Annotated in this window: 19 protein-coding genes; 3 read left to right on the top strand and 16 right to left on the bottom strand. The window is 61.2% G+C overall.

The genetic code is table 11. The annotated features are described in order from the left end of the window. Nucleotides 1-86: 86 nt before the first annotated feature. The 3 genes from rpoD to rpsU form a co-directional block, all read right to left on the bottom strand. Nucleotides 87-1940 (bottom strand): RNA polymerase sigma factor RpoD, encoded by a 1854-nt coding sequence (gene rpoD / locus H9642_RS01430; protein WP_251834630.1) that lies wholly within the window; start codon nt 1938-1940, stop codon nt 87-89. Nucleotides 1941-1997: 57 nt separating this feature from the next. Continuing rightward, complete coding sequence (dnaG, locus tag H9642_RS01435) at nt 1998-3950, bottom strand: DNA primase (protein ID WP_251834631.1); 1953 nt, start codon at nt 3948-3950, stop codon at nt 1998-2000. A 145-nt stretch (nt 3951-4095) separates the two neighbouring features. Further along, a complete protein-coding gene (gene rpsU / locus H9642_RS01440; protein ID WP_003085057.1) occupies nt 4096-4311 on the bottom strand; it encodes a 30S ribosomal protein S21 in 216 nt (71 codons plus the stop codon). A 203-nt stretch (nt 4312-4514) separates the two neighbouring features. Between rpsU and tsaD the strand changes: the two genes are divergently transcribed. Continuing rightward, nucleotides 4515-5540, top strand: coding sequence for a tRNA (adenosine(37)-N6)-threonylcarbamoyltransferase complex transferase subunit TsaD (tsaD, locus tag H9642_RS01445; RefSeq protein ID WP_251834632.1), 1026 nt, complete (start codon nt 4515-4517; stop codon nt 5538-5540). 59 nt (nt 5541-5599) lie between these two features. Here tsaD and plsY read toward each other — a convergent pair whose 3' ends face one another. Next, the gene (gene plsY / locus H9642_RS01450; RefSeq protein ID WP_251834633.1) at nt 5600-6169 is read right to left on the bottom strand and encodes a glycerol-3-phosphate 1-O-acyltransferase PlsY; all 570 of its coding nucleotides are present in this window, start codon (nt 6167-6169) and stop codon (nt 5600-5602) included. Between the two features lie 78 nt (nt 6170-6247). Here plsY and folB point away from each other — a divergent pair, with 78 nt between their 5' ends. Both folB and folK read left to right on the top strand, forming a co-directional pair. Beyond that, complete coding sequence (gene folB / locus H9642_RS01455) at nt 6248-6601, top strand: dihydroneopterin aldolase (protein WP_251834634.1); 354 nt, start codon at nt 6248-6250, stop codon at nt 6599-6601. Continuing rightward, nucleotides 6592-7137, top strand: coding sequence for a 2-amino-4-hydroxy-6-hydroxymethyldihydropteridine diphosphokinase (folK, locus tag H9642_RS01460; RefSeq protein WP_251834635.1), 546 nt, complete (start codon nt 6592-6594; stop codon nt 7135-7137). Before folB ends, folK begins: the two co-directional genes overlap by 10 nt. A gap of 128 nt (nt 7138-7265) precedes the next feature. Here folK and H9642_RS01465 read toward each other — a convergent pair whose 3' ends face one another. The 12 genes from H9642_RS01465 to H9642_RS01520 form a co-directional block, all read right to left on the bottom strand. Continuing rightward, nucleotides 7266-8525 carry a multifunctional CCA addition/repair protein gene (locus tag H9642_RS01465; protein ID WP_251834636.1) on the bottom strand — a complete coding sequence of 420 codons (1260 nt, stop codon included), beginning with the start codon at nt 8523-8525 and terminating at the stop codon, nt 7266-7268. Nucleotides 8526-8574: 49 nt separating this feature from the next. Continuing rightward, nucleotides 8575-9087, bottom strand: a complete 513-nt coding sequence (locus tag H9642_RS01470) for a DUF4136 domain-containing protein (protein ID WP_251834637.1) — start codon at nt 9085-9087, stop codon at nt 8575-8577. A 27-nt stretch (nt 9088-9114) separates the two neighbouring features. After that, nucleotides 9115-10704: a SpoVR family protein gene (locus H9642_RS01475; protein WP_251834638.1), complete on the bottom strand. Its 1590-nt coding sequence runs from the start codon at nt 10702-10704 to the stop codon at nt 9115-9117. Next, nucleotides 10701-11972 (bottom strand): YeaH/YhbH family protein, encoded by a 1272-nt coding sequence (locus H9642_RS01480; protein WP_251834639.1) that lies wholly within the window; start codon nt 11970-11972, stop codon nt 10701-10703. The genes H9642_RS01475 and H9642_RS01480 overlap by 4 nt, the downstream gene beginning before the upstream one ends. A gap of 117 nt (nt 11973-12089) precedes the next feature. After that, nucleotides 12090-14012, bottom strand: coding sequence for a PrkA family serine protein kinase (locus H9642_RS01485; protein WP_251834640.1), 1923 nt, complete (start codon nt 14010-14012; stop codon nt 12090-12092). Between the two features lie 268 nt (nt 14013-14280). After that, on the bottom strand, nt 14281-14613 hold the full coding sequence (glpE, locus tag H9642_RS01490) for a thiosulfate sulfurtransferase GlpE (RefSeq protein ID WP_251834641.1): 333 nt from the start codon (nt 14611-14613) through the stop codon (nt 14281-14283). Between the two features lie 107 nt (nt 14614-14720). Then, entirely contained in the window at nt 14721-15587 is an 867-nt protein-coding gene (locus H9642_RS01495) for a symmetrical bis(5'-nucleosyl)-tetraphosphatase (RefSeq protein ID WP_251834642.1), read from the bottom strand. Next, nucleotides 15587-15967, bottom strand: coding sequence for a Co2+/Mg2+ efflux protein ApaG (gene apaG / locus H9642_RS01500; RefSeq protein ID WP_251834643.1), 381 nt, complete (start codon nt 15965-15967; stop codon nt 15587-15589). Before apaG ends, H9642_RS01495 begins: the two co-directional genes overlap by 1 nt. Nucleotides 15968-15999: 32 nt before the next feature. Beyond that, nucleotides 16000-16812 (bottom strand): 16S rRNA (adenine(1518)-N(6)/adenine(1519)-N(6))-dimethyltransferase RsmA, encoded by an 813-nt coding sequence (gene rsmA / locus H9642_RS01505; protein ID WP_251834644.1) that lies wholly within the window; start codon nt 16810-16812, stop codon nt 16000-16002. 174 nt (nt 16813-16986) lie between these two features. Next, nucleotides 16987-17979, bottom strand: coding sequence for a 4-hydroxythreonine-4-phosphate dehydrogenase PdxA (pdxA, locus tag H9642_RS01510; RefSeq protein WP_251834645.1), 993 nt, complete (start codon nt 17977-17979; stop codon nt 16987-16989). A 177-nt stretch (nt 17980-18156) separates the two neighbouring features. Continuing rightward, a complete protein-coding gene (locus H9642_RS01515) occupies nt 18157-19449 on the bottom strand; it encodes a peptidylprolyl isomerase (protein ID WP_251834646.1) in 1293 nt (430 codons plus the stop codon). Next, entirely contained in the window at nt 19430-22153 is a 2724-nt protein-coding gene (locus H9642_RS01520; protein ID WP_251834647.1) for an LPS-assembly protein LptD, read from the bottom strand. Before H9642_RS01520 ends, H9642_RS01515 begins: the two co-directional genes overlap by 20 nt. Nucleotides 22154-22183 lie beyond the last annotated feature (30 nt).

The raw sequence follows: 22183 nt of genomic DNA on the forward strand, positions 1-22183 counted from the left end.
AAGGCGCGATTATAACGGCGTCGGCGGGGATGCGCCATCCGTCGTCCACAATGCAAAACCCCCGGTTTGGGCCGGGGGTTTTGGTATCACTCGTCGAGGAAGGAGCGCAGGTGCTCGCTTCGTGTCGGGTGGCGCAGCTTGCGCAGTGCCTTGGCTTCGATCTGGCGGATACGTTCGCGGGTGACATCGAACTGCTTGCCGACTTCCTCGAGGGTGTGGTCGGTATTCATGTCGATGCCGAAGCGCATGCGCAGGACCTTGGCTTCGCGGGCGGTGAGGCCCGAGAGCACGTCGCGGGTGGCTTCCTTGAGGCTTTCCACGGTCGCCACGTCGATCGGCGATTGCATGGCGGAGTCTTCAATGAAGTCGCCCAGGTGCGAGTCTTCGTCGTCACCGATCGGGGTTTCCATGGAGATCGGCTCTTTGGCGATCTTCAATACCTTGCGGACCTTGTCCTCGGGCATTTCCATGCGTTCGCCCAGCTCTTCCGGAGTGGGCTCGCGGCCCATTTCCTGCAGCATCTGGCGAGAGATGCGGTTGAGCTTGTTGATCGTCTCGATCATATGCACCGGGATACGGATGGTGCGCGCCTGGTCGGCGATCGAGCGGGTGATCGCCTGGCGAATCCACCAGGTGGCGTAGGTCGAGAACTTGTAGCCGCGACGGTATTCGAACTTGTCCACCGCCTTCATCAGGCCAATGTTGCCTTCCTGGATCAGGTCGAGGAATTGCAGGCCGCGGTTGGTGTACTTCTTGGCAATCGAGATCACCAGACGCAGGTTGGCCTCGACCATTTCCTTCTTGGCGCGGCGGGCCTTGGCCTCGCCGATGGACATGCTGCGGTTGATGTCCTTGATTTCGGCAATGGTCAGGCCGACTTCGTTTTCAAGGTCGATCAGTTTTTGCTGGTTGCGCTTGATGTCGTCCTGCAGGTTGCCAATGGCTTCGGCGTACTTCGCCTTGCCCTTGGCCAGGCCTTCGCTCCAGGTCAGGTCGACTTCGTTGTGCGGGAACAGCTTGAGGAAGTCGGTACGCGGCATGCGCGCGTCACGCACGCACAGCTGCATGATGGCGCGTTCCTGCTGGCGCACACGGTACAGGGCGCTGCGCACGGTCTCGACCAGGGGATCGTACTGCTTGGGTACGAGCTTGATCGGCATGAACAAGATGCCCAGGGCGTCCAGCTCGGCATTGGCCTGCTTGCTGCCACGGCCGTATTTTTTCAGGGCCTTGTTGGCAACTTCCAGCTGGTCGGCAATAGCCGTGAAACGGCGCAGGGCTTCTTCCGGGTCCGGGCCGCCATCACCTTCCTCTTCGGCTTCCTCGGTCTCGGTCTCTTCCTCTTCCTCGTCGTCCTTGTCCTTGGCCGCAGGCGCGGCGGGCTTGGCGATGACCGGCGCTACTTCCTCGGCGGGCAGCGTGCCATCGTCCGGGTCGATATAGCCGTTGAAGACATCGGTCAGGCGACCGCCTTCGGTGCTGACGCGTTGGTATTCGGCAAGAATGCCATCGACGATGCCGGGGAAGTGGGCCATGGCGACCATGACTTCACGGATACCTTCCTCGATGCGCTTGGCGATTTCGATTTCGCCTTCGCGGGTCAGCAGCTCAACGGTACCCATTTCGCGCATGTACATGCGCACCGGGTCCGTGGTGCGACCGATGTCGGTTTCCACGGCAGCGAGTGCCGCTGCGGCTTCTTCAGCCGCGGCTTCGTCGGTGTCGCCTTCGGCCAACAACAGGGCATCCGCATCCGGGGCAGTCTCGAATACGTTGATACCCATGTCGTTGATCATGCGGATGATGTCTTCCACCTGTTCCGGATCGGAAATATCCTCCGGCAGGTGGTCATTGACCTCAGCGTAAGTCAGGTAACCCTGCTCACGACCGCGGGCGATCAACTCTTTCAAACGAGATTGCTGTTGCGCTTTTACGGACATAACACCCTATCCACTGACGGTCTGGCGGGCTAAAAATAAGCCGAGGATTATAGCCGATTATTGACCACGCGCGCCAGATGTGCGTGTGGGCATGCCGGCATCGCGGCTGAGCAGCTCGCGTAACTGGTCTTTTTCAGCTGCGTTCAACTCGGTTAGACGTGCTTTTTGCAGGAGTTGTTCAAGGCAACGCTCCCGCTGGCGGGCCGTTAACCTAGTTATAGTGTCGAAAAATTGTTGTTCAAGGTTGTCTGCGGAAATCAGCCACTCCTTTTCTGCCAGGGCGCGCAGCAGGCGGCCTTGCTCGGTGCCATGCCAGCGGGCGATGAGTTGCAGGGTGCGCAGGTTGGGATTTTTCTGCAGGGCTTCGATCAGCGCGACCAGCAGCTGCGCGTAGGTATCGTCTTCGGCGGCGAAGGTATTGGCTTCCTCGACCTTCTGAGCCAGTTCGGGGTGATGCAGCAGCGTGCGTAGCGCGCTCAGGTTGGGCGGCTCGACACTGACGGCGGTGCGCGGCGCGCGCGGCTGGAAGTCACGCGAGCCTTTTTTCTCCCAGCGCTTGCCATCTTTTTTCCACTCGCTTTTTTGCGGACGGGGACGCTCAAAGGCAGGGGCGGGCGAGGCGGTTTCGTAATCGGCATAGCCGGGTGAGGCCTGGTAATAAGCCTCCTCATCGTAGGGCGAATACTCGCTTGGCGGTGCGCTGGATGGAGTGGGTGCCTGGGATATCGCTTCACCGCTCAGGCCGGTGATTTGCGTCAGGCGCTGGCGCATCAGCGCGCGCAGGTTGGCGCCGGGGATCTTTTCGATCAGCGGTGCGGCGAGTGTGGCCAGGTGGGCCTTGCCTTCCAGGGAGCGTGGGTCGGCTTCCTGGCTGAGTTGTTCAAAAAAATAATCCGCCAGGGGTTGGGCTTGCTGGTGGATGCGTGCCTGAAACGCCTCGGCGCCTTCGGCGCGCACCAGGGTGTCCGGGTCTTCGCCTTCGGGCAGGAACAAAAAGCGCGCGCGCCGGCCATCTTGCAGGCTGGGCAAGGTGGATTCCAGGGCGCGCCAAGCCGCCTTGCGTCCGGCGGCATCGCCATCGAAGCAGAACAGTACGCTGGGCACCAGGCGGAACAGGCGCTTGAGATGCTCTTCGCTGGTGGCGGTGCCCAGTGTGGCGACCGCGTTGCGCAGGCCTTGCTGGGCGAGGGCGATGACGTCCATGTAGCCTTCGACGATCATGACTTCGTCGAGGTTGCGGTTGTGCTTGCGCGCCTCATACAGGCCGTACAGCTCCTGGCCTTTGTGAAACACCGGGGTTTCCGGGGAGTTGAGGTATTTGGGTTTGTCGTCGCCCAGTACTCGGCCGCCGAAGGCGATCACGCGTCCGCGGCTGTCGCGGATCGGGAAGATGATGCGGTCGCGAAAGCGGTCGTAGCGCTTGCCGGTTTCGGTATTTTCGATCAGCAGGCCGGCATCGATCATCGCCTTTTGCTGCAGCGGGTCGCTGCCCATGTGCTTGAGCAGGCTGTCCCAGCCCGGCGGAGCAAAGCCCAGGGCGAAGTCGCGGGCGATCAGCCCGGACAGGCCGCGTTTTTTCAGGTAGCTCACCGCCGCCTGGCGCGCGGGATGGTTTTTCAGGGCCTGGCGATAGAATTCCGAGGCGGCATGCAGCAGCGGATAAAGCGGCGAGTCGGTGGGCTGGCGTGGTTTCTGGCCGCGGCCGCCTTCCTCGCGGGGCACCTCCATGCCGGCGCGCTTGGCCAGATCCTCGACGGCCTGGGGAAAGTCCAGGTTGTCGTGGTCCATGACGAAGCCGAGGGCGTTGCCACCAGCGCCGCAGCCGAAGCAATAGTAGAACTGCTTGTCCGGGCTGACTGTGAAGGACGGTGTCTTTTCCTTGTGAAACGGGCAGCAGGCGCTGTAGTTCTTGCCGGTCTTTTTCAGCTGGATGCGCGAACTCACCACGTCGACAATGTCGGAGCGGTTCAGCAGGTCATCGATGAAAGACTGGGGAATCAAGCCGGCCATGGTTTCTCAGCATACGCCTCTGAAGTCAGAAGACGGAAACGAAAACGCTCCGCCATTCGCAAGACTGCGAAGCGGAGAATGTGGCGCTTGAAATGCCAACGCCCGGCGTTGGCCGGGCGTTGCGGTGTCGCGCTGCGGCTGTAACTTAGTACAGACGCTCGCGACGGCGCTGTTCGCGCTGTACTTTCTTGGCGTGACGCTTGACTGCGGCAGCAGCCTTGCGCTTGCGCTCGGCAGTCGGCTTCTCGTAAAACTCGCGGCTGCGAACTTCGGCCAGTACACCGGCCTTTTCGCAGGAGCGCTTGAAGCGACGCAGAGCTACGTCGAAGGGTTCGTTCTCTTTAACTTTGACGGCGGGCATCCAGGTCGTACCTTCAATTAATTACCGGGGGTGAACGCACTCCGGGCAATCGGCACAGGAGGACGTCGGTTTTCAAGGGTTGCGGATGTTAACGGTTCGGCGCCCGGAATGCAAAGCCCTTGAATCGAAAAGCGCTGGCCGGGGCGAAGTGCGGAGTTTATCATGCGGCGCTTCGAAATTGCCTAGCTGGAATGCTTTTGCCCATGCGTGTGCTGGGATTGGAAACCTCCTGTGACGAAACCGGCGTCGCCCTTTACGACAGTGAAAAGGGGCTGCTGGCCGATGCGCTGTTCAGTCAGATCGAGCAGCACCGTGTGTATGGCGGCGTGGTGCCCGAACTGGCCTCGCGTGATCACGTCAAGCGCATGATACCGCTGATTCGACAGGTGCTGGACGAGGCCGACTGCGCGCCGAACGAGATCGATGCGATCTGTTATACGGCGGGCCCAGGACTGGTGGGCGCCTTGCTGGTCGGCGCGTCCTGCGCACAGGCCCTCGCCTTTGCGTGGGGGATTCCGGCAGTCGGAGTACACCATATGGAAGGTCATTTGCTGGCGCCGATGCTGGAAGAACAGCCGCCCGCTTTTCCGTTCGTCGCATTGCTGGTGTCCGGCGGTCATACGCAGCTGGTGCGGGTCGATGGTATCGGCCGTTATCAGTTGCTCGGCGAGTCGCTGGACGATGCGGCAGGCGAAGCCTTCGATAAAACCGCCAAGATGATGGGCTTGCCTTATCCGGGCGGCCCGGAAATCGCTCGCCTGGCCGAGCACGGCACGCCGGGACGTTTCGTCTTCCCGCGTCCGATGACTGATCGGCCTGGGCTTGATTTCAGCTTCAGTGGCCTGAAAACCTTTTCTTTGAACACCTGGCAACAGTGCCAGGCCACGGGCGACGACACCGAGCAGAGTCGTTGCGACGTGGCCCTGGCGTTCCAGCAGGCGGTGGTCGACACGCTGACCATCAAGTGTAAGCGCGCACTCAAGCAGACGGGGCTGAAATCGCTGGTGATCGCTGGCGGTGTCAGTGCCAACCAGGCGCTGCGCCAGTCGCTGGAAAAAATGCTGGGCGGCATGAACGGCCAGGTGTTTTATGCCCGACCACGATTTTGCACCGACAACGGAGCGATGATTGCCTACGCGGGCTGTCAGCGTTTGCTGGCCGGTCAGCGCGATGGCCCGGCGATCTCCGTGCGGGCGCGTTGGCCGATGGAGCAGTTGCCGGCGGTCTGAAACATTGCGCCAAGCGTGCGGCTGAGAGCGTTCGTGCCAACCTTTGCTGCTATGTCGGCTTAAAAATGCCGCTCGCGTTTGGCAAGCAGGTCCTGCAAATTGCTGCGGTGGCGCCAAACGATCAGCACGGTGAGCATGCTGATGGGCAGCAATACCGCCGGGTGCTGCCAGGCCAGCAAGGGCAGGATCAAGGGCGTGGCAATCAATGAGGCCAGCGAACTGGTGCGGGTCAGCAGGAACACCAGCAGCCAGGCGGTCACGGCGAGCAGGGCGGCCGGCGGGAAGATGCCGATTAGCAAGCCCGCGGCAGTGGCCACGCCCTTGCCGCCGCGAAAACGAAAATACAGTGGATACAGATGGCCCAACACTGCGGCAAGACCGACCCAGGCCTGCTGTTGGGCCGAAAGACCGGCCAGGTAGGCGATCAGCACCGGCAGATAGCCCTTGAGCAGATCGCCGAGCAGGGTGACGGCCGCCAGGCGCCAGCCGGCCACGCGTAGCATGTTGGTCGCGCCCGGATTGCCTGAGCCGCTGGTGCGCGGGTCGGGGCCATCCACCAGCCGGCTGAGCAGGATAGCGAAGGACAGGGAGCCGAGCAGGTAGGCGAGAAGCGTCAGCAGCCAGAACATGGGTAGCCAATCCGGGGCGAGGGTGTCCCGATTCTAACGGGGTGTCGCGCCCTTGTCGTGCGGCGGAGAACAAGCAAGTTGGACAGAATATTTATCGAAGGTCTGGACGTGGACACCGTCATCGGTGTGTACGACTGGGAGCGTGGCATTCGCCAATGCCTGCGTCTGGACCTGACCTTCGCCTGGGATATTCGCGCGGCTGCTGCCAGCGATGATCTGAGCCATGCCCTCGACTACGCGGCGGTCTCCGAGCGCATTCAAGACTTTGCCAGCCAGGCACAATTCCAGTTGGTGGAAACCTTCGCCGAGCGTCTGGCCGCCGTGTTGATGGAGGAATTCCAGATTCCTGGGCTGCGTCTGAAGGTGACCAAGCCTGGCGCGGTGCCGGCGGCTGCAGGCGTTGGCGTGGAGATCGTGCGCGGATGTCTGTAAGCCGCGTCGTGCTCGGACTGGGCAGCAACATCCAGCGTATCGAGCACCTGCACGCCGGTCTCGAGGCGCTGAGCGAACTACTGGGCGAGCTGCACTGTTCGCCAGTGTTTGAGAGTTTGCCGGTGGGCATCAAGAGCGGCCCGTTCTACAACCTGGCGGTCAGCGGCACGACCCGCCTGCCGCTCGGCGAGTTGGACCGTAAACTGAAGTTCATCGAGGCGGACAATGGCCGTTACGCCCCGGATCGCAAGGGCTTGCCGCTGGATATCGACGTGCTGCTGTACGACGAGCTGGTTGGCAATTTCTATGGTCTGATCCTGCCGCGCGCGGAAATTCTCAAGAATGCGTTCGTGCTCTGGCCGCTGGCGCTGTTGGAACCGCAGACACGGCATCCCGGTGTGGGCAAGACCTTTGCCGAATTGTGGCGTGAGGCACGCATCGATCAACAGCTCTGGCCGGTACCTTTCCAGTGGCGGGGAAGTGAATTGACCCCTGTGGACTTGCTGCAAGCCTATCCGACGCCGCCTGCCCCGTAAGGCTTTGAGCGAGCGATACCCATCGTGCATTGGCCCTGATGGGTTTCGGCGTGATGCCACCGGGTCAACCTGAGTCATCCTGGTCGCGCGCCTCAACCCATCCCTACTCACCGTCGCTTTTTCACATCCTATGGCTGTGTTTCAGCGCCTTTCTTCAGCGCTTCGGCGTAGTCCTGTTTGTAATGCTTGAGGGCCTTGAGCCGCTCCTGTTGCAAAGCTTCGCCCAGTTCCGCGCCTTGCAGACCGTTTTCCAGCAGCGGCTGGATGGCTACGGCCCGCGCACGGGCGGCGGCGCCGCGCAAATAAGCGGCTTGGGGATATGGGCGTTGTTCCAATCCGAGCCGGCCGCGTGCATCCATCTCGCTGGCCGCGATGAACTCTTCAAAACGCTGCGGGCGCCGAAAGACATCGAAGCGCTGGAGCAACTCCAGTAGCGTGCTGGGACGCAGTTCAATGGCCCGATGGCTGTGGGTGTGGTATTCGCCAACCAGCAGGGCCAGTTCGGCGCAGTCCCTGGGCACCTTGCAGCGCTCGTTGATGGCCTTGATCAGCCGGTAGCCTTTGTTTTCATGGGCGATATGGCGGGGCCATTCGGCCTTGGGTGTCAGGCCCTTGCCCACGTCGTGCAGCAGGCAGGCCCAGCGCACGGTCAGCGGTTGCTGATGCTCGGCGCATTGAAGCAGCACGCGCAGAACATGATCGCCCGTGTCGATTTCCGGGTGGTGCACCGCTGTTTGCGGTACGCCGAACAGGACATCGATTTCCGGCAGCAACTCAGCCAGCGCGCCACAGTCACGCAGCACCTGAATGAACACGTCCGGGCGCGGCTCCAACAAGGCGCGGGAAATTTCCTTCCAGCTGCGCTCTGGGGTGAGTGCACGCAACTCGCCCGATTCGCTGAGCTGACGCATCAGTGCCAGGGTCTCCGGGGCGACGGTAAAACCCAAGGGGGCGTAACGGGCGGCGAAGCGCGCTACGCGCAGCACGCGGAGTGGGTCTTCGGCAAAGGCTGGGGATACGTGGCGCAGCAGGCGAGCGGCAAGGTCACGCTGGCCGCCGTAGGGGTCATAAAGCTGGCCGTGTTCGTCTTCGGCGATGGCGTTGATGGTCAGGTCGCGGCGAATCAGGTCGTCTTCCAGCGTGACATCCGGGCTGGCATGGAAGGTAAACCCACCATAGCCGCGGCCACTTTTGCGTTCGGTACGCGCCAGGGCGTATTCCTCACCCGTATGCGGGTGCAGGAAGACCGGGAAGTCCGCACCGACCGGGCGATAGCCCAGCTCGCCCATCTGTTCGGCGCTTGCGCCCACCACCACCCAATCGACCTCGGTCACCGGCCTGCCGAGCAGGCGATCACGTACGGCGCCACCAACTTTATAAATTTGCATCGTCACCTCCGTGGCCGCTCAGAATAACAGCCGGCGCGGTCAGGGACGATCACCGGGCGGGCGGCAATTCCTCGAGCAGAGCGTCCACGGCGTGCTTGAGCAGCTCGTTGCGCTGATGTGCCGGGCTCAGTCCGGTGCGGGTGATCCCTTCCCACAGCACCTTGCCGTCGGCATCGGTAATGCGCAGGCGCAACGTGCCGGTCTCATCCGAAAAACGATGGATCGCCTGGTAGGGGCCCAGCGGGTTGGGTGGTGGCATGTCGACGTGATAGTCCAGCGGGGTTTCGCGGATCGCCAGCCAGTAATACACCTGCAAGGCGCCCTCGCGGGTTTCCTGATAACCACGGTCGGCAAAGCCTTCGCGCAAGCTCTTGGCAAGCAGCGGATAGCCGGCGGGATAGGGCAATTCTCCATTGATGGCCTGGTCGGGGGCCACCAATTGGTAGTCATGCACGGTACCGAAGTCTGCTGCGCTGTGGAGCACCTCCACCGGTGGAGGTGTGTCTGCTGTACTGCAGGCGATCAGCAGCAGGCTGGTCGTAAGTGTGAGACACGTGCGCATGGCAAGCCTCCAGTGCCTGAAGCAGGTTCAGATCGGGGGCAGGGCAAGATCCAGGTGCGGGTAATCGTCCTCGCCGCCTTCGCCACCACCACTGTGGGAGGGAATGTGCTGGCTGTGAATGATCTTGTCACCGCGCACCGTATCAAGGTGCACGTCGAACCCCCACAGGCGGTGCAGATGCTTGAGCACTTCATGGGTTGAGGTGCCCAGTGGTTTGCGCTCGTGTTGCTGGTGGCGCAAGGTCAGTGAACGGTCGCCGCGCCGGTCGACATTCCACACCTGGATGTTCGGCTCACGGTTGCCGAGGTTGTACTGGGCGGCCAGTTGCTCGCGGATCGCCTGGTAACCGACATCATCATGGATGGCGGGCACCAGCAGTTCGTCCCTCTGGTCGTCATCCAGCACGCTGAACAGTTTGAGGTCACGTATCACCTTGGGTGACAGAAACTGCAGGATGAAGCTTTCATCCTTGAAGTTGGACATGGCGAACTTGAGGGTTTCCAGCCAGTTGCTGCCGGCGTAATCGGGAAACCACTGGCGGTCTTCCGCGGTGGGGGCTTCACAGATACGCCGCAGGTCGCTGTAGATGGCAAAGCCCAAAGTGTAGGGGTTGATGCCGCTGTAATACGGGCTGTCAAAACCCGGCTGGTAGATCACGCTGGAATGTGCCTGCAAGAATTCAAGCATGAAGCCATCGGTGACCAAGCCTTCGTCATACAGGCTGTTCATCAGGGTGTAATGCCAGAAAGAGGCCCAGCCTTCGTTCATGACCTGGGTTTGCCGCTGTGGATAGAAGTACTGCGCGACCTTGCGCACGATACGTACGATCTCGCGCTGCCAGGGTTCCAGCAGCGGCGCGTGCTTCTCGATGAAATACAGGATGTTTTCCTGAGGCTCGGCGGGGAAGCGCTTGCTGTCGTCCTTGCGCTTGTCTTTGTCGACGCTCTTGGGAATGGTCCGCCACAGGTCGTTGAGCTGCTTCTGGATATGCTCTTCGCGGCTTTTCTGGCGCAGGCGCTCCTCTTCGGCCGAAATAGGGTACGGGCGCTTGTAGCGGTCGACACCGTAGTTCATCAGCGCGTGGCATGAGTCCAGCAGGTCTTCCACCGCATCGATGCCGTGGCGCTCCTCGCACTGCACGATATATTGCTTGGCGAACACCAGATAATCGATGATCGAACTGGCATCGGTCCAGCTGCGGAACAGGTAGTTACCCTTGAAGAAGCTGTTGTGGCCATAGCAGGCATGGGCGATCACCAAGGCCTGCATGCACATGGTGTTCTCTTCCATCAGGTAGGCGATGCACGGGTCCGAGTTGATCACGATCTCGTAGGCCAGACCCATCTGCCCGCGTGTATAGCCCTTCTCGGTGGCCAGAAAATGCTTGCCGTAGGACCAATGGTGATAGCCGATGGGCATGCCCACGGAGGCGTAGGCGTCCATCATCTGCTCGGCCGTGATCACCTCGATCTGGTTGGGGTAGGTTTCCAGGCCGTAGCGCTTGGCCAGCCGGCCGATTTCGCGGTCATAGGTCTGGATCAAATCGAAGGTCCACTCCGAGCCTACGGACAGCGGTTGTCGCTTTTTCTCCCTGCTGCTCGGCTCTCTGGCATTCATGAGCTAAGTCTCCGCTGAAAGAGTTCGCGAAACACCGGATAAATATCGCCGGCAGAGACCAGCTGCTGCTGGGCGAAGCTGTCTTCAAAGGCCTCGCGCACGGCTTCGTATTCGTACCACAGAGCCTGGTGTTCTCGCGGGGTGATCTCGACATAGGTGAAGTACTGAACGTAGGGCATGATTTTCTCGATCAGCATGTCTCGGCACAGGGGCGAGTCGTCGTTCCAGTTATCACCATCTGAAGCCTGGGCACCGTAGATGTTCCATTCATTCACCGGATAGCGCTCGGCCATGACTTCATGCATCAGTTTCAAGGCGCTGGACACGATGGTGCCGCCGGTTTCTCGAGAATAGAAAAACTCCTCCTCGTCGACTTCCTTGGCGCTGGTGTGATGGCGGATGAACACTACTTCGATCTTGTCGTAGTTTCGCTTGAGGAACAGATACAGAAGGATGAAGAAGCGCTTGGCGATGTCCTTGGTCGATTGGGTCATCGAGCCGGACACGTCCATCAGACAGAACATCACTGCCTTCGAACTGGGGTTGGGATGCTTGACCAGCAGGTTGTACTTGAGGTCGAAGGTATCGAGGAACGGGATCTTGTCGATGCGTGCGCGCAATCTACCGATCAATGCTTCGGTGGCCTGGATATCGGTGAAATTGTCCGGCTCTTCGCGCTTCAGACGCTCCAGTTCGACCCGCGCCTCCCGCAGCTTGAGGCGGCTGCTGCCCGACAGGGCGATGCGCCGGGCCTGGGCCGAGCGCAGGGTGCGGATGATATTTATGCGGGCCGGGTTGCCCTCGTTGCTGATCCCGGCGCGCACGGTCTTGAAGGTGTCGGCGCCGGTGATGTGGCGTTTGACCAGGTTGGGCAGTTCCAGGTCCTCGAACATGAAATCGAGGAATTCCTCCTGGGTGATCTGAAAGACGAAGTCATCCAGCCCCTCGCCCTTGTCGCTGGCACCACTGCCGGCGCCGCCTGCGCCGCCGCCGGAAGGGCGGGGGATGCGTTCTCCGGCGACGAACTCCTTGTTGCCGGGGTGCACGGTGGTCTGGCGCCCACCCTGACCATGGTGGAAAACCGGTTCGTCGATGTCGCGGCCTGGAATGCTGATCTGTTCGCCGTGTTCCATGTCGGTTATGGAGCGTCGGCCAACCGCTTCCTCCACCGCTTTTTTGATATGGCCGCGGTAGCGGCGCAAAAAGCGCTGGCGGTTCACCGTGCTCTTGTTCTTGCCATTCAGTCGGCGGTCGATCACATAACTCATAGGTCGTGCCCCTTAGGGGCAGCTGTCAGCTTCTAGCTGCAAGCCGCAAGTGAAAAGCCGCGCTTTGGGCGTGCCGGGTTCCCGCTTGCCGCTTGCCGCTCACCGCTTGCCGCTGCCTTATTGCGATTTGCGTACTCGCAGGTACCACTCGGACAACAGACGCACCTGTTTTTCCGTGTAGCCGCGTTCGACCATACGCACCACGAAATCGTTGTGCTTCTTCTGATCCTCCTTGCTCGCCTTGGCGTTGAAACTGATGACTGGCAGCAGGTCCTCGGTGTTGGAGAACATTTTCTTCTCGATCACCACGCGCAGTTTTTCATAGCTCAGCCAGCTGGGATTCTTGCCATTGTTGTTGGCGCGGGCGCGCAGTACGAAGTTGACGATCTCGTTGCGGAAATCCTTCGGGTTGCTGATGCCGGCGGGTTTCTCGATCTTTTCCAGTTCCTCGTTGAGGGCCATGCGGTTAAGAATTTCGCCGGTCTCCGGGTCGCGGTATTCCTGATCCTGGATCCAGAAGTCGGCATACAGCACATAGCGGTCGAAGATGTTCTGTCCGTATTCGCTGTAGGACTCCAGGTAGGCCGTCTGGATCTCCTTGCCGATAAACTCGATATAGCGCGGCGCCAGATATTCCTTGAGGAAGCGCAGGTAGCGTTCGCGCACCTCGGCGGGGAATTGCTCCTGCTCGATTTGCTGCTCGAGCACGTAGAGCAGGTGCACCGGGTTGGCGGCGATCTCATGGGGGTCGAAGTTGAACACCTTGGAGAGAATCTTGAAGGCGAAGCGGGTGGAAAGCCCGTTCATGCCCTCGTCGACACCGGCGTTGTCCCGGTATTCCTGGATCGACTTGGCCTTGGGGTCGGTGTCCTTGAGGTTCTCGCCGTCATAGACGCGCATCTTCGAATAGATGTTGGAGTTCTCCGGCTCCTTGAGACGTGACAGCACCGAGAACTGGGCCAGCATCTTCAGCGTATCGGGCGCGCAATGGGCCTTGGACAGCGAGCTGTTGGTCAGCAGCTTGTCGTAGATCTTGATCTCGTCGGTAACCCGCAGGCAGTAGGGCACCTTGACGATGTAGATGCGGTCGATGAACGCTTCGTTGTTCTTGTTGTTGCGGAAGTTGTGCCATTCCGACTCGTTGGAGTGAGCCAGCAGGATGCCGTTGAAGGGGATCGAGCCCAGCCCTTCGGTGCTGTTGTAGTTGCCTTCCTGGGTCGCGGTCAGCAGCGGGTGCAGCACCTTGATGGGCGCCTTGAACATCTCGACGAATTCCATCAGGCCCTGGTTGCCACGGCACAACGCGCCCGAATAGCTGTAGGCATCGGCATCGTTCTGCGGGAAGTCTTCGAGCTTGCGGATATCCACCTTGCCGACCAGCGAGGAAATGTCCTGGTTGTTCTCGTCCCCCGGTTCGGTCTTGGCAATGGCGATCTGGTTGAGGATCGACGGGTACAGCTTGACCACGCGGAACTGGCTGATGTCGCCGCCGTATTCCTGCAAGCGTTTGGTGGCCCAGGGCGACATGATCGCGGACAGGTAGCGCAGCGGAATGCCGTATTCCTCTTCGAGAATGGCGCCGTCTTCAGTGGCGCTGAACAGGCCCAGCGGCGATTCGAACACGGGGGAGCCCTTGATGGCATAGAAGGGGACCTTCTCCATCAACTGCTTGAGCTTTTCCGCCAGTGAGGATTTACCGCCGCCGACGGGGCCGAGCAGGTAGAGGATCTGCTTTTTTTCCTCGAGGCCTTGGGCGGCGTGGCGGAAGAAGGAGACGATCTGTTCGATGCACTCTTCCATGCCATGGAAATCGCCGAAGGTGGGGTAGCGGCGAATGACCTTGTTGGAAAAGATCCGCGACAAGCGCGGATCGATCGATGTATCGATCAACTCCGGCTCACCAATGGCCAGCAGCAGGCGTTCCGCTGCGCTGGCATACGCGGCACGGTCTTCCTTGCATAGGTCGAGATATTCCTGCAGGGAATACTCTTCCTGTCGAGTCGTCTCGAATCGTTGCTGAAAGTGGCTAAAAATGCTCATCGCATCACCTCGCTCGATTTAAGGAGCCGGCGTGGCTCGTTCTTGCGGGTGCTGACAACCCGTCGACACGTCGATCAGGTAAATCCCCCAGAACCTAAAGGTCGCTATCGCCGGAAGCCGGTGGTCCGGCTTTCCCCTTTTTGGATGGTCTGAGGTCAAGGATAGTTCGTTATCGGCAGGGTCAAGGTGCGTTGCTTTCGTGCCGAGCGAAGGGAGGGTGTGCGGTAACGAAGCAGCCCAGCGCTGACGCGGTTTGTCGTCGGAAAAACTATTCCGTGCCGGCGGTCGCGGTGTCCTGCGGGAAGGTGGCCTGCCACAATTCGAAGCCGCCATCCAGGCTGTACACCGCGCTGAAGCCCTGGTGGACCAGGTAGGCGGCTGCGCTTTGGCTGGAAATACCGTGATAGCAGGAGACGATCAGAGGTTGGTCAAAATCGGCCCCGGCGATGAAGTCGGCCAGGTTGTGATTGTCCAGGTGCTGGGCGCCGATGATATGGCCGCGTGCGTAGCTGTGCGGATCGCGGATATCCACCAGCACGGCGCCTTGGGCGCGCAATGCCTGGGCTTGCTGGGGGGAGATGCGTTCATAGGTGTCGGACATGGCGGGTTCCTGTAGAAAGCGAGGGGGCATGTAGGGCCGGCTGCTGGTGCGATGCCGGCCTCGAGCACCCTTAGGGGCATCGCAGCGATGCCCAAGAGCACCCCATTTTACGCCGGGGCTGTAGGCGTCTGGGTTTTGGCATTTTTGCCGCGTGGTTGCTTCTTGGGGCAATCACAGCGGTGCAGTTCTCCGCTGTCCACGTTCAACAAGGTCATCGCGTTGCCCCAGACGCAGCCGGTGTCCAGGGCATGCAGGCCGGGCTCGTTGCAGTTGCCCTCCAGGGCCGCCCAGTGGCCAAAGATGATCTTTTGTCCGCGGGTTTTGCGACCAGGGTGGCTGAACCAAGGCGCGTAGCCGGACGGTGCACTACCCAGGCCTTCCTTGCTTTTCAGATCAAGGGCGCCCGTTGCGGTACAAAAACGCATGCGCGTGAAGTAATTGGTGATCACGCGCAAGCGCGCGGCGCCGTGCAGCTCCTCGCTCCATTGCTCGGGCTCGTTGCCGTACATGCCGTCGAGAAACAGCGGCAGGCGGGCGTCGTCGCGCAGGGCTTCCTCGACTTCGCCGGCGCGCTGCAGGGCTTCCTGCAAGGTCCATTGCGGCGGAATGCCGGCATGCACCAGGGCAATGTCTCGCTCGGCGTCGTAGTGCAGCAGCTTCTGGCGGCGCAGCCAGTCCAACAGGTCGTTGCGGTCTGGGGCCTCGAGGATTTCACGCAACGTGTCGTGTTTTTTCAGGCGTTCGATGTTGTTTGCGATGGCCAGCAGGTGCAGGTCGTGGTTGCCCAGCACGGTGGTCATCGAATCACGCATGGCATACAGGAAGCGCAGGGTTTCCAGCGATTGCGGGCCGCGGTTGACCAGGTCGCCGACCAGCCATAAGTGGTCATGGGCCGGATCGAAGTGGACCCGCTCCAGCAAGCATTTCAGCGGTTGCAGGCAACCTTGCACGTCTCCAACGGCATACAGCGCCATCAGTGCAACGCTCCGGGAACGGCCAGGCTAAAGGGCGCGATGATCGCCTCGAAGTGCTGGCCATCGTCGGCCAGCATGTGGAAGCTGCCCTGCATGCTGCCGACTTCGGTGTGCATCAGCGTACCGCTGGTATAGGTATGGCTGTGCCCCGGCGGCAGGTGAGGTTGCTGGCCGACCACGCCTTCGCCGCGCACTTCCTGCACCTGGCCGTCGCCGTCGGTGATGATCCAGTGGCGACTGAGCAGTTGGGCACCTACAGCGCCGCTGTTAAGCACGGTAATGGTGTAGGCAAAGGCGAACCGCTGGGCATCCGGCTGGGAGCGCTCGGGCAGGTAGCGGGTGACGACGCTGACGTCGATGAGGTGGCGGCTATCGGACATGCAAGGCTCTCACAGTAAGGCGAGGTTCGAGTCTAGGGCGTTTCGCCGTGCGTTGTCTGCAGAGCCAGTTGGTCGGCGAGGCGCACGAAAGCGGCCAGGTCCAATTGCTCGGGACGCAAGCCGCCGTCCACGTCGGCGGCCTCGATGGCCGGTGCAGGCAGCAGATTTTTCAGTGTGTTGCGCAGTGTCTTGCGGCGTTGATTGAAGGCTTCGCGCACCACGCGTGCCAGCAGACGCGGGTCCTTGGCCGGATGCGGCAACCTGTCATGGGGCGTCAGGCGAACGATCGCCGAGTCGACCTTGGGCGCCGGGTTGAAAGCCCCGGGGCCCACATTGAACAGGTGCTCCACGCGGCAGTAATACTGAACCATGATCGACAAGCGGCCCCAATCGCCGCCGCCGGGTGCAGCGGCCAAGCGCTCGACGACTTCCTTCTGCAGCATGAAATGCATGTCGCGGATCAGGTGGGCATGATCGAGCAGGTGGAAAATCAGCGGCGTGGAGATGTTGTAGGGCAGGTTGCCGACGATGCGCAGGCTGTGTGCATCTTCGCTGAGCCGGGTGAAATCGAATTTGAGCGCATCTCCCTGGTTCAGGTGAAAGTTCGGCAGGCTGCCGAATTTGCCCTGCAGGATCGGTATCAGGTCAAGGTCAAGTTCAATGACATCCAACCGTGCGCCGCTGTCCAGCAAACCCTCGGTCAAGGCACCCTGGCCCGGACCGATTTCCACCAGATGCTCGCCGGCACGCGGATAAATGCCCCGCAGGATGCGATGAATCACGCCCGCATCATGCAGAAAATTCTGGCCAAAGCGCTTGCGTGCGCGGTGTTGGTATTCGGACATCAGGGCAGCTCCAGGCTTCGGCTGCACGCGGCAGGCGCAACGCTCAAGACAAAAAGGAAAGAGGCGCAGTTTACCAGTGAACCGCTGCCTCACGCTGCACGTCATCAGCTGTTGTGGCGCAGGGCGATGGAGATCTTTGCACCACAAACAGACTCTTGCGGTCTGGTTGCGGCCTTAACGCCGGCTGCCAGCCATCTGGTATGCCGTCTCCAGGGCCACCTGCAGGCTACCGGTATCAATCCGGCCGGTGCCCGCCAAGTCCATGGCGGTGCCATGATCGACCGAGGTGCGGATGATCGGCAGGCCCAGGGTGACATTGACCGCAGCGCCGAAACCTTTGTATTTGAGCACAGGCAATCCCTGGTCGTGGTACATGGCCAGCACCGCGTCGCACTGCTCCAGATGCTTGGGCGTGAACAGCGTATCGGCCGGCAGCGGGCCGATCAGGTCGAAACCTTCGTCGCGCAGGCGCGCCAGGCTGGGTGCGATGATGTCGAGTTCTTCGCGACCGAGGTGGCCGCCTTCACCGGCATGGGGGTTGAGGCCACAGACCAGAATGCGTGGCTGGGCGATCCCGAACTTCTCCACCAGGTCCGCATGCAGGATGCGCGTGACCCGTTCCAGGCGTTCGGGGGTAATCGCGGCGGCGACATCCTTGAGCGGCAGATGGGTGGTGACCAGGGCCACCCGCAGGCCGTGGGTTGCGAGCATCATCACCACTTGCTCGGTGTGGGTCAGTTCGGCGAGAAATTCTGTGTGCCCCGAAAAGGGGACACCTGCCTGGTTGATTACACCCTTGTGAACCGGGGCGGTGATCATGCCGGCGAAGTCGCCGTCCAGGCAGCCCTGGCCGGCGCGACGCAGGGTTTCCAGCACGTAAGCGGCATTGTGTGGGTCCAGGTGACCGGCTTGCGCGGGGGCTGCCAGCGGAGTGTCCCAGACATACAGGCTGCCTGCCGAGGCAGGGGCGCTTGGCCATGCGGAGGGTCCGACAGCGATGACGGTAATCGGTACGCCAAGCTGGGCGGCGCGCTGTTCCAGCAGCTCGCGGCTGGCGATGGCCACCAGAATATGCGGTTGAGCCTGGCGGGCCAGGAGCAGGCACAAGTCCGGGCCGATACCGGCCGGCTCACCGGGGGTCAGGGCAAAGCGACGGGGTTCGGACATGACAGACCTCGATAGCAGGCGTCGGGCGACACTAGGGTCAAAACGACGGGACAACAGACACGCCGGCACAGTGGCTGTGGCAGAGGCCAACTGGGGGACTCAGACGTCTCACAAAGGCAGCGTTGCAAGCGGGCCTACCTGGCTCTGATTGTGGAGCCAGGCGGCTTTTCAGGTTTATTACAGCTTGACCTCTACATACGCCTCGTCGCGGATCTGGCGCAGCCAGGTCTGCAATTCTTCGTCGTATTTACGGTTGCGCAGGGCGGTGAGCGCCTGTTGTTCGCGGAACTGGGCGCTACTGTCGGTTGCGCGGCGGCCGAGGACTTCCAGCACGTGCCAGCCGAAGGGGCTTTGGAACGGCTTGGACAGTTGGCCGGCCGGCGTATTGGCCATCACCGCGCGGAATTCGGGCACCAGGGCATTGGGGTCGATCCAGTTGAGATCGCCACCATTGAGGGCCGAGCCCGGATCTTCGGAGAAGCGCTTGGCCAGGGTGGCAAAATCCTCGCCGGCTTGCAGGCGTTGATGCAGGCGCTCGGCCAGGCGACGGCTTTCGTCCAGGCTGCGGATTTCACTGGGTTTGATCAGGATATGCCGCACGTGCACTTCTTCGCGCACCAGGGTGCCGCCGCCGCGCTTGTCGAGCAATTTGAGAATGATGAAGCCGCCCGGTGCTCGCAGGGGCTCGGTGATATCGCCGGGGCGCAGGGAGGAAATCATCGAATCGAAGGGGGCCGGCAGTTGGGCTGCCTTGCGCCAGCCCATGTCGCCGCCTTCCAGGGCCGTTTCGCTGGCCGAGCGGGTAATCGCCAGCTGGGCGAAATCGGCGCCCTGACGTAGTTGCCGGTGAACCTCGCGTGCCTGGCGTTCGGCGGCCTGGATGGTTTCGCTGGAGGAACCGTCGGGCAGCGGAATCAAAATATTGGCCAGGTGAAATTCTTCGGACAGCTGCAGCTTGCCCAGGTCGGAGGCGAGAAAATTCTGCACTTCCTGGTCAGTAACCTGGATGCGCTCGGCGACACGGCGCTGACGCACACGGCTGATGATCATCTCGCGGCGCACCTGATCGCGCGCTTCTTCATAGGACAGGCCGTCGCGGGCCAGGGCGGCCTGGAACTGTGCCAGGCTCATGCCGTTACGTTGGGCAATGCTGGCCATGGCGCCATTGAGCTCCTCATCACCGATGCGGATGCCCGAGCGTTCGCCGATCTGCAGCTGAATATTTTCAATGATCAGCCGTTCCAGCACTTGCTGGCTGAGCACATGTTCGGGGGGCAGGGCCGCGCCACGCTTGGCGATGGTTTGCTGGACTTCGTTCAGGCGCTGCTGCAGTTGGCTGTGCATGATCACATCGTTGTCGACAATGGCGACCACGCGATCCAGGGGGCGGACGTCGGCCGTGACCGTGCCGGTGAACAACAGCGCGCCCAACAGCAGGGGGCGCAGACAATCAGAAAGCTTGGTCTTCACGTGTTCGGTAACCTTGAATGCCTTGGTCGAGGAAGGACTCTAACTTGTTGCCGGTAACTCCGCCGAGTCCTTTGAGGACAATTTGCAGAAAGATGCCGCGGTCTGGGTCGTCGTTCTGGGCGGGGTCGAGGCTGGTCTCGTCGTAGTCGATCCAGTAACGATTGACCAGACGTAGTTTCCAGCAGCAGCTGTCGTATTCGAAACCGCCCATGGCTTCCAGGGTGCGGTTGCGACTGTAGTCATGCTGCCAGCGGGCAATCAGGCTCCACTGCGGAACAATGGGCCAGATGGTCGAGAAGTCATGCTGGCTGATCTTGTAGTAGTTCTTGACGTAGTTGGGGCTGCCGGGGGTGCCGAAGTCCGGGTTGGTTCCATACAAGCCCGTAACCGGGTCATAACGGGTGATGTCGTTGCGGTAGCGATAACCCACATTGACGATCTTGTTGGGATTGTCAGCCGGCTGGTAATGGAACATGGCGCTGCCCGAGCGAGTGCGGTGAGCATCCGGGTCCCAGTTGAAGGTCGAATTAAGGCGCCAGTCCTGATTGAAACGGTACTGATATTCCAGCGCGTAAGGCGACACCGATGACAGTGCATCGGCACGGGTTTCGTAGCGTATGTCGGGTAGCTGGACTTCGCGATCCCGGAAGTAAAAAATCTGCCCGATGGAAAAGCGCTGGCGCTCGAAGCCGTTGGCCTGGATCCAGCGGTTGGTCAACCCGAACGACAGCTGATTGGCGTCGCCAATGCGATCCTTGCCAGAGAAACGGTTGTCGCGCCACAGGGAGGAATAGCTGAAAGTGCTCTCACCAGTGTCGAAGATTGGGATGTCATCCTGGTCTTCGTGGGGCGCGTACAGATAGAACAGGCGTGGTTCCAGCGTTTGCCGGAAGGGTTTGCCAAACCATTGGGTATCGCGATCGAAATACAGGCCTGCATCGAGGCTGAAGATCGGGATGCCGCGATCCGGGGCATCGTCAAATGTATTGCCCGTGCCCAGCGTGGCAAGCCCCCTGGTATCCAGATCCAGGTCGTATTGAGTGTGGGCGTATTTGACCGTCGGTTTGATGAATCCCCAGGTCCACTGGAGTGGCAGGCTGACGCTGGGCTCCAGATGTACGCGGCTGCCTTCGGCGCGCTTCAGGCCACGTAAGTTCTCGTCATACCAACGGGTCTGGTTACCATCAATATCGGTGAACAGGCCGCTACGCAGGCTGCGCTCAAACTGCACGTATTCCGCGCCATAACTGAAATTCAATCCGCCCGGCTGCACCGGCAGGCGGCCATTCACCGTCAATTGCGGCATCCGATTGTAGGGTGTCACGTCGGTGACCGAGGTCATTTCGTAGCCGTGGGCGGCCAGGCGCGCGGTAAAACTGTCGCCGCGCCAGCTCAGGCTGCCGCGCTGGTTGAGAAAGTCCGAGGTGCCGATGCCCAGGTTGGTGGACAGGTCCTGGAAGTAGTAGGGATCGCTGATGTCGGTGTAGTCGACCTCGGCCAGCAGGCGTGAACTCAGACCGGCACGGTGTTGCCAGCTGTACATCCAGCGGTTGGATTCGTACTCGGACTGCAGTTCGCGTTCGGTTTCCTTGTCATCCAGCCAGGCGGCGCCAAACTGGCCTTCGCTGTTCTTGCCCAGGTAGCGGAATTCACCTTCCATCAACAAGCCGCGCTCGGTCATATAGTGCGGATAGAGCGTGGCGTCGTAGTTCGGCGCCAGGTTGATGTAGAACGGCGTTTGCAAGCTGAAGCCGGTGTCGCTCGAGGTGCTGATGCTGGGGGCCAGGAAACCGGTTTGGCGACGCTCATCAATTGGGAAATAAATGTACGGCGTATAGAACACCGGAATGTCCTTGACCCGCAGTGTCACGTTGGTGGCGGTACCAAAGCCGGTGGCCGGGTTGAGCGTGACGGTGTTGCCCCTCAGGTGCCAGGTGTTTTCGCCCGGCTCGCAGCGCGTGTAAGTGCCGTCTTTGAGGCGCACGACGGCGGTTTCCTCACGCTTGGCATAGCGTGCGCTGCCCCGTGAATGGGTCTGGTGGATAACGTACTCGGCGTTATCCACCTGGGCGGCGCCCGTGTCCAGCTGCAGTTCGGCATGATCGCCCAGCACCAGCATGCCGTTGTCACGCAGGCGGACATTGCCGTCCAGAATGCCGCGGTTTTGCAGCTGGTTCAGGTGCGCCGTGTCGGACTCGACCTGCATGCTGCCCTGGCGCAAGACCACATCGCCGGTCAGGGTCGTGCGTTCATCGCGCTGCTCGTACACCGAGGCGTTGGCCGACGCGTAGGTCGGCGATTGGTCGCGCGGCGTGGTGTCATACATGCCCGGGCGTTGTGGTTCGACGTAGCTGCCCATGCAGTACGGGCCGACTTCGGCCAGTTGCGCGGCGTTGAGTTGCTCGCGGGGTACCCAGTCGAGATGACGGTATGGATTGGGTGCGAGTGCGGTGGATGCCTGGGATTGGGGCGTTTGTGTCGCTGCCGGCTCAGGGTCGGAGCTGCTATGCTGCGGACGCGGCGGCAGGTCGGCGGTTTCGGCGTCATCCACAGGGGCGCACGCCCAATCATCGGCGCTTACCGCGCGACAATCGAACTGCTCTTCCGCGCTGACGAATGTAGCCGCAACGGATTGCAAGGCGAGCATGCCTCCGGTCACCAGCAGCGGAAGTTTTTTGCGAAATGCGGGGGGGGTATCGGCCATCTTCCGGGTCCGGCTTCCTGCGCTCGAAGG

The sequence above is a fragment of the Serpens gallinarum genome (genome assembly GCF_014836765.1).
GTDB classification, from domain to species: domain Bacteria; phylum Pseudomonadota; class Gammaproteobacteria; order Pseudomonadales; family Pseudomonadaceae; genus Serpens; species Serpens gallinarum.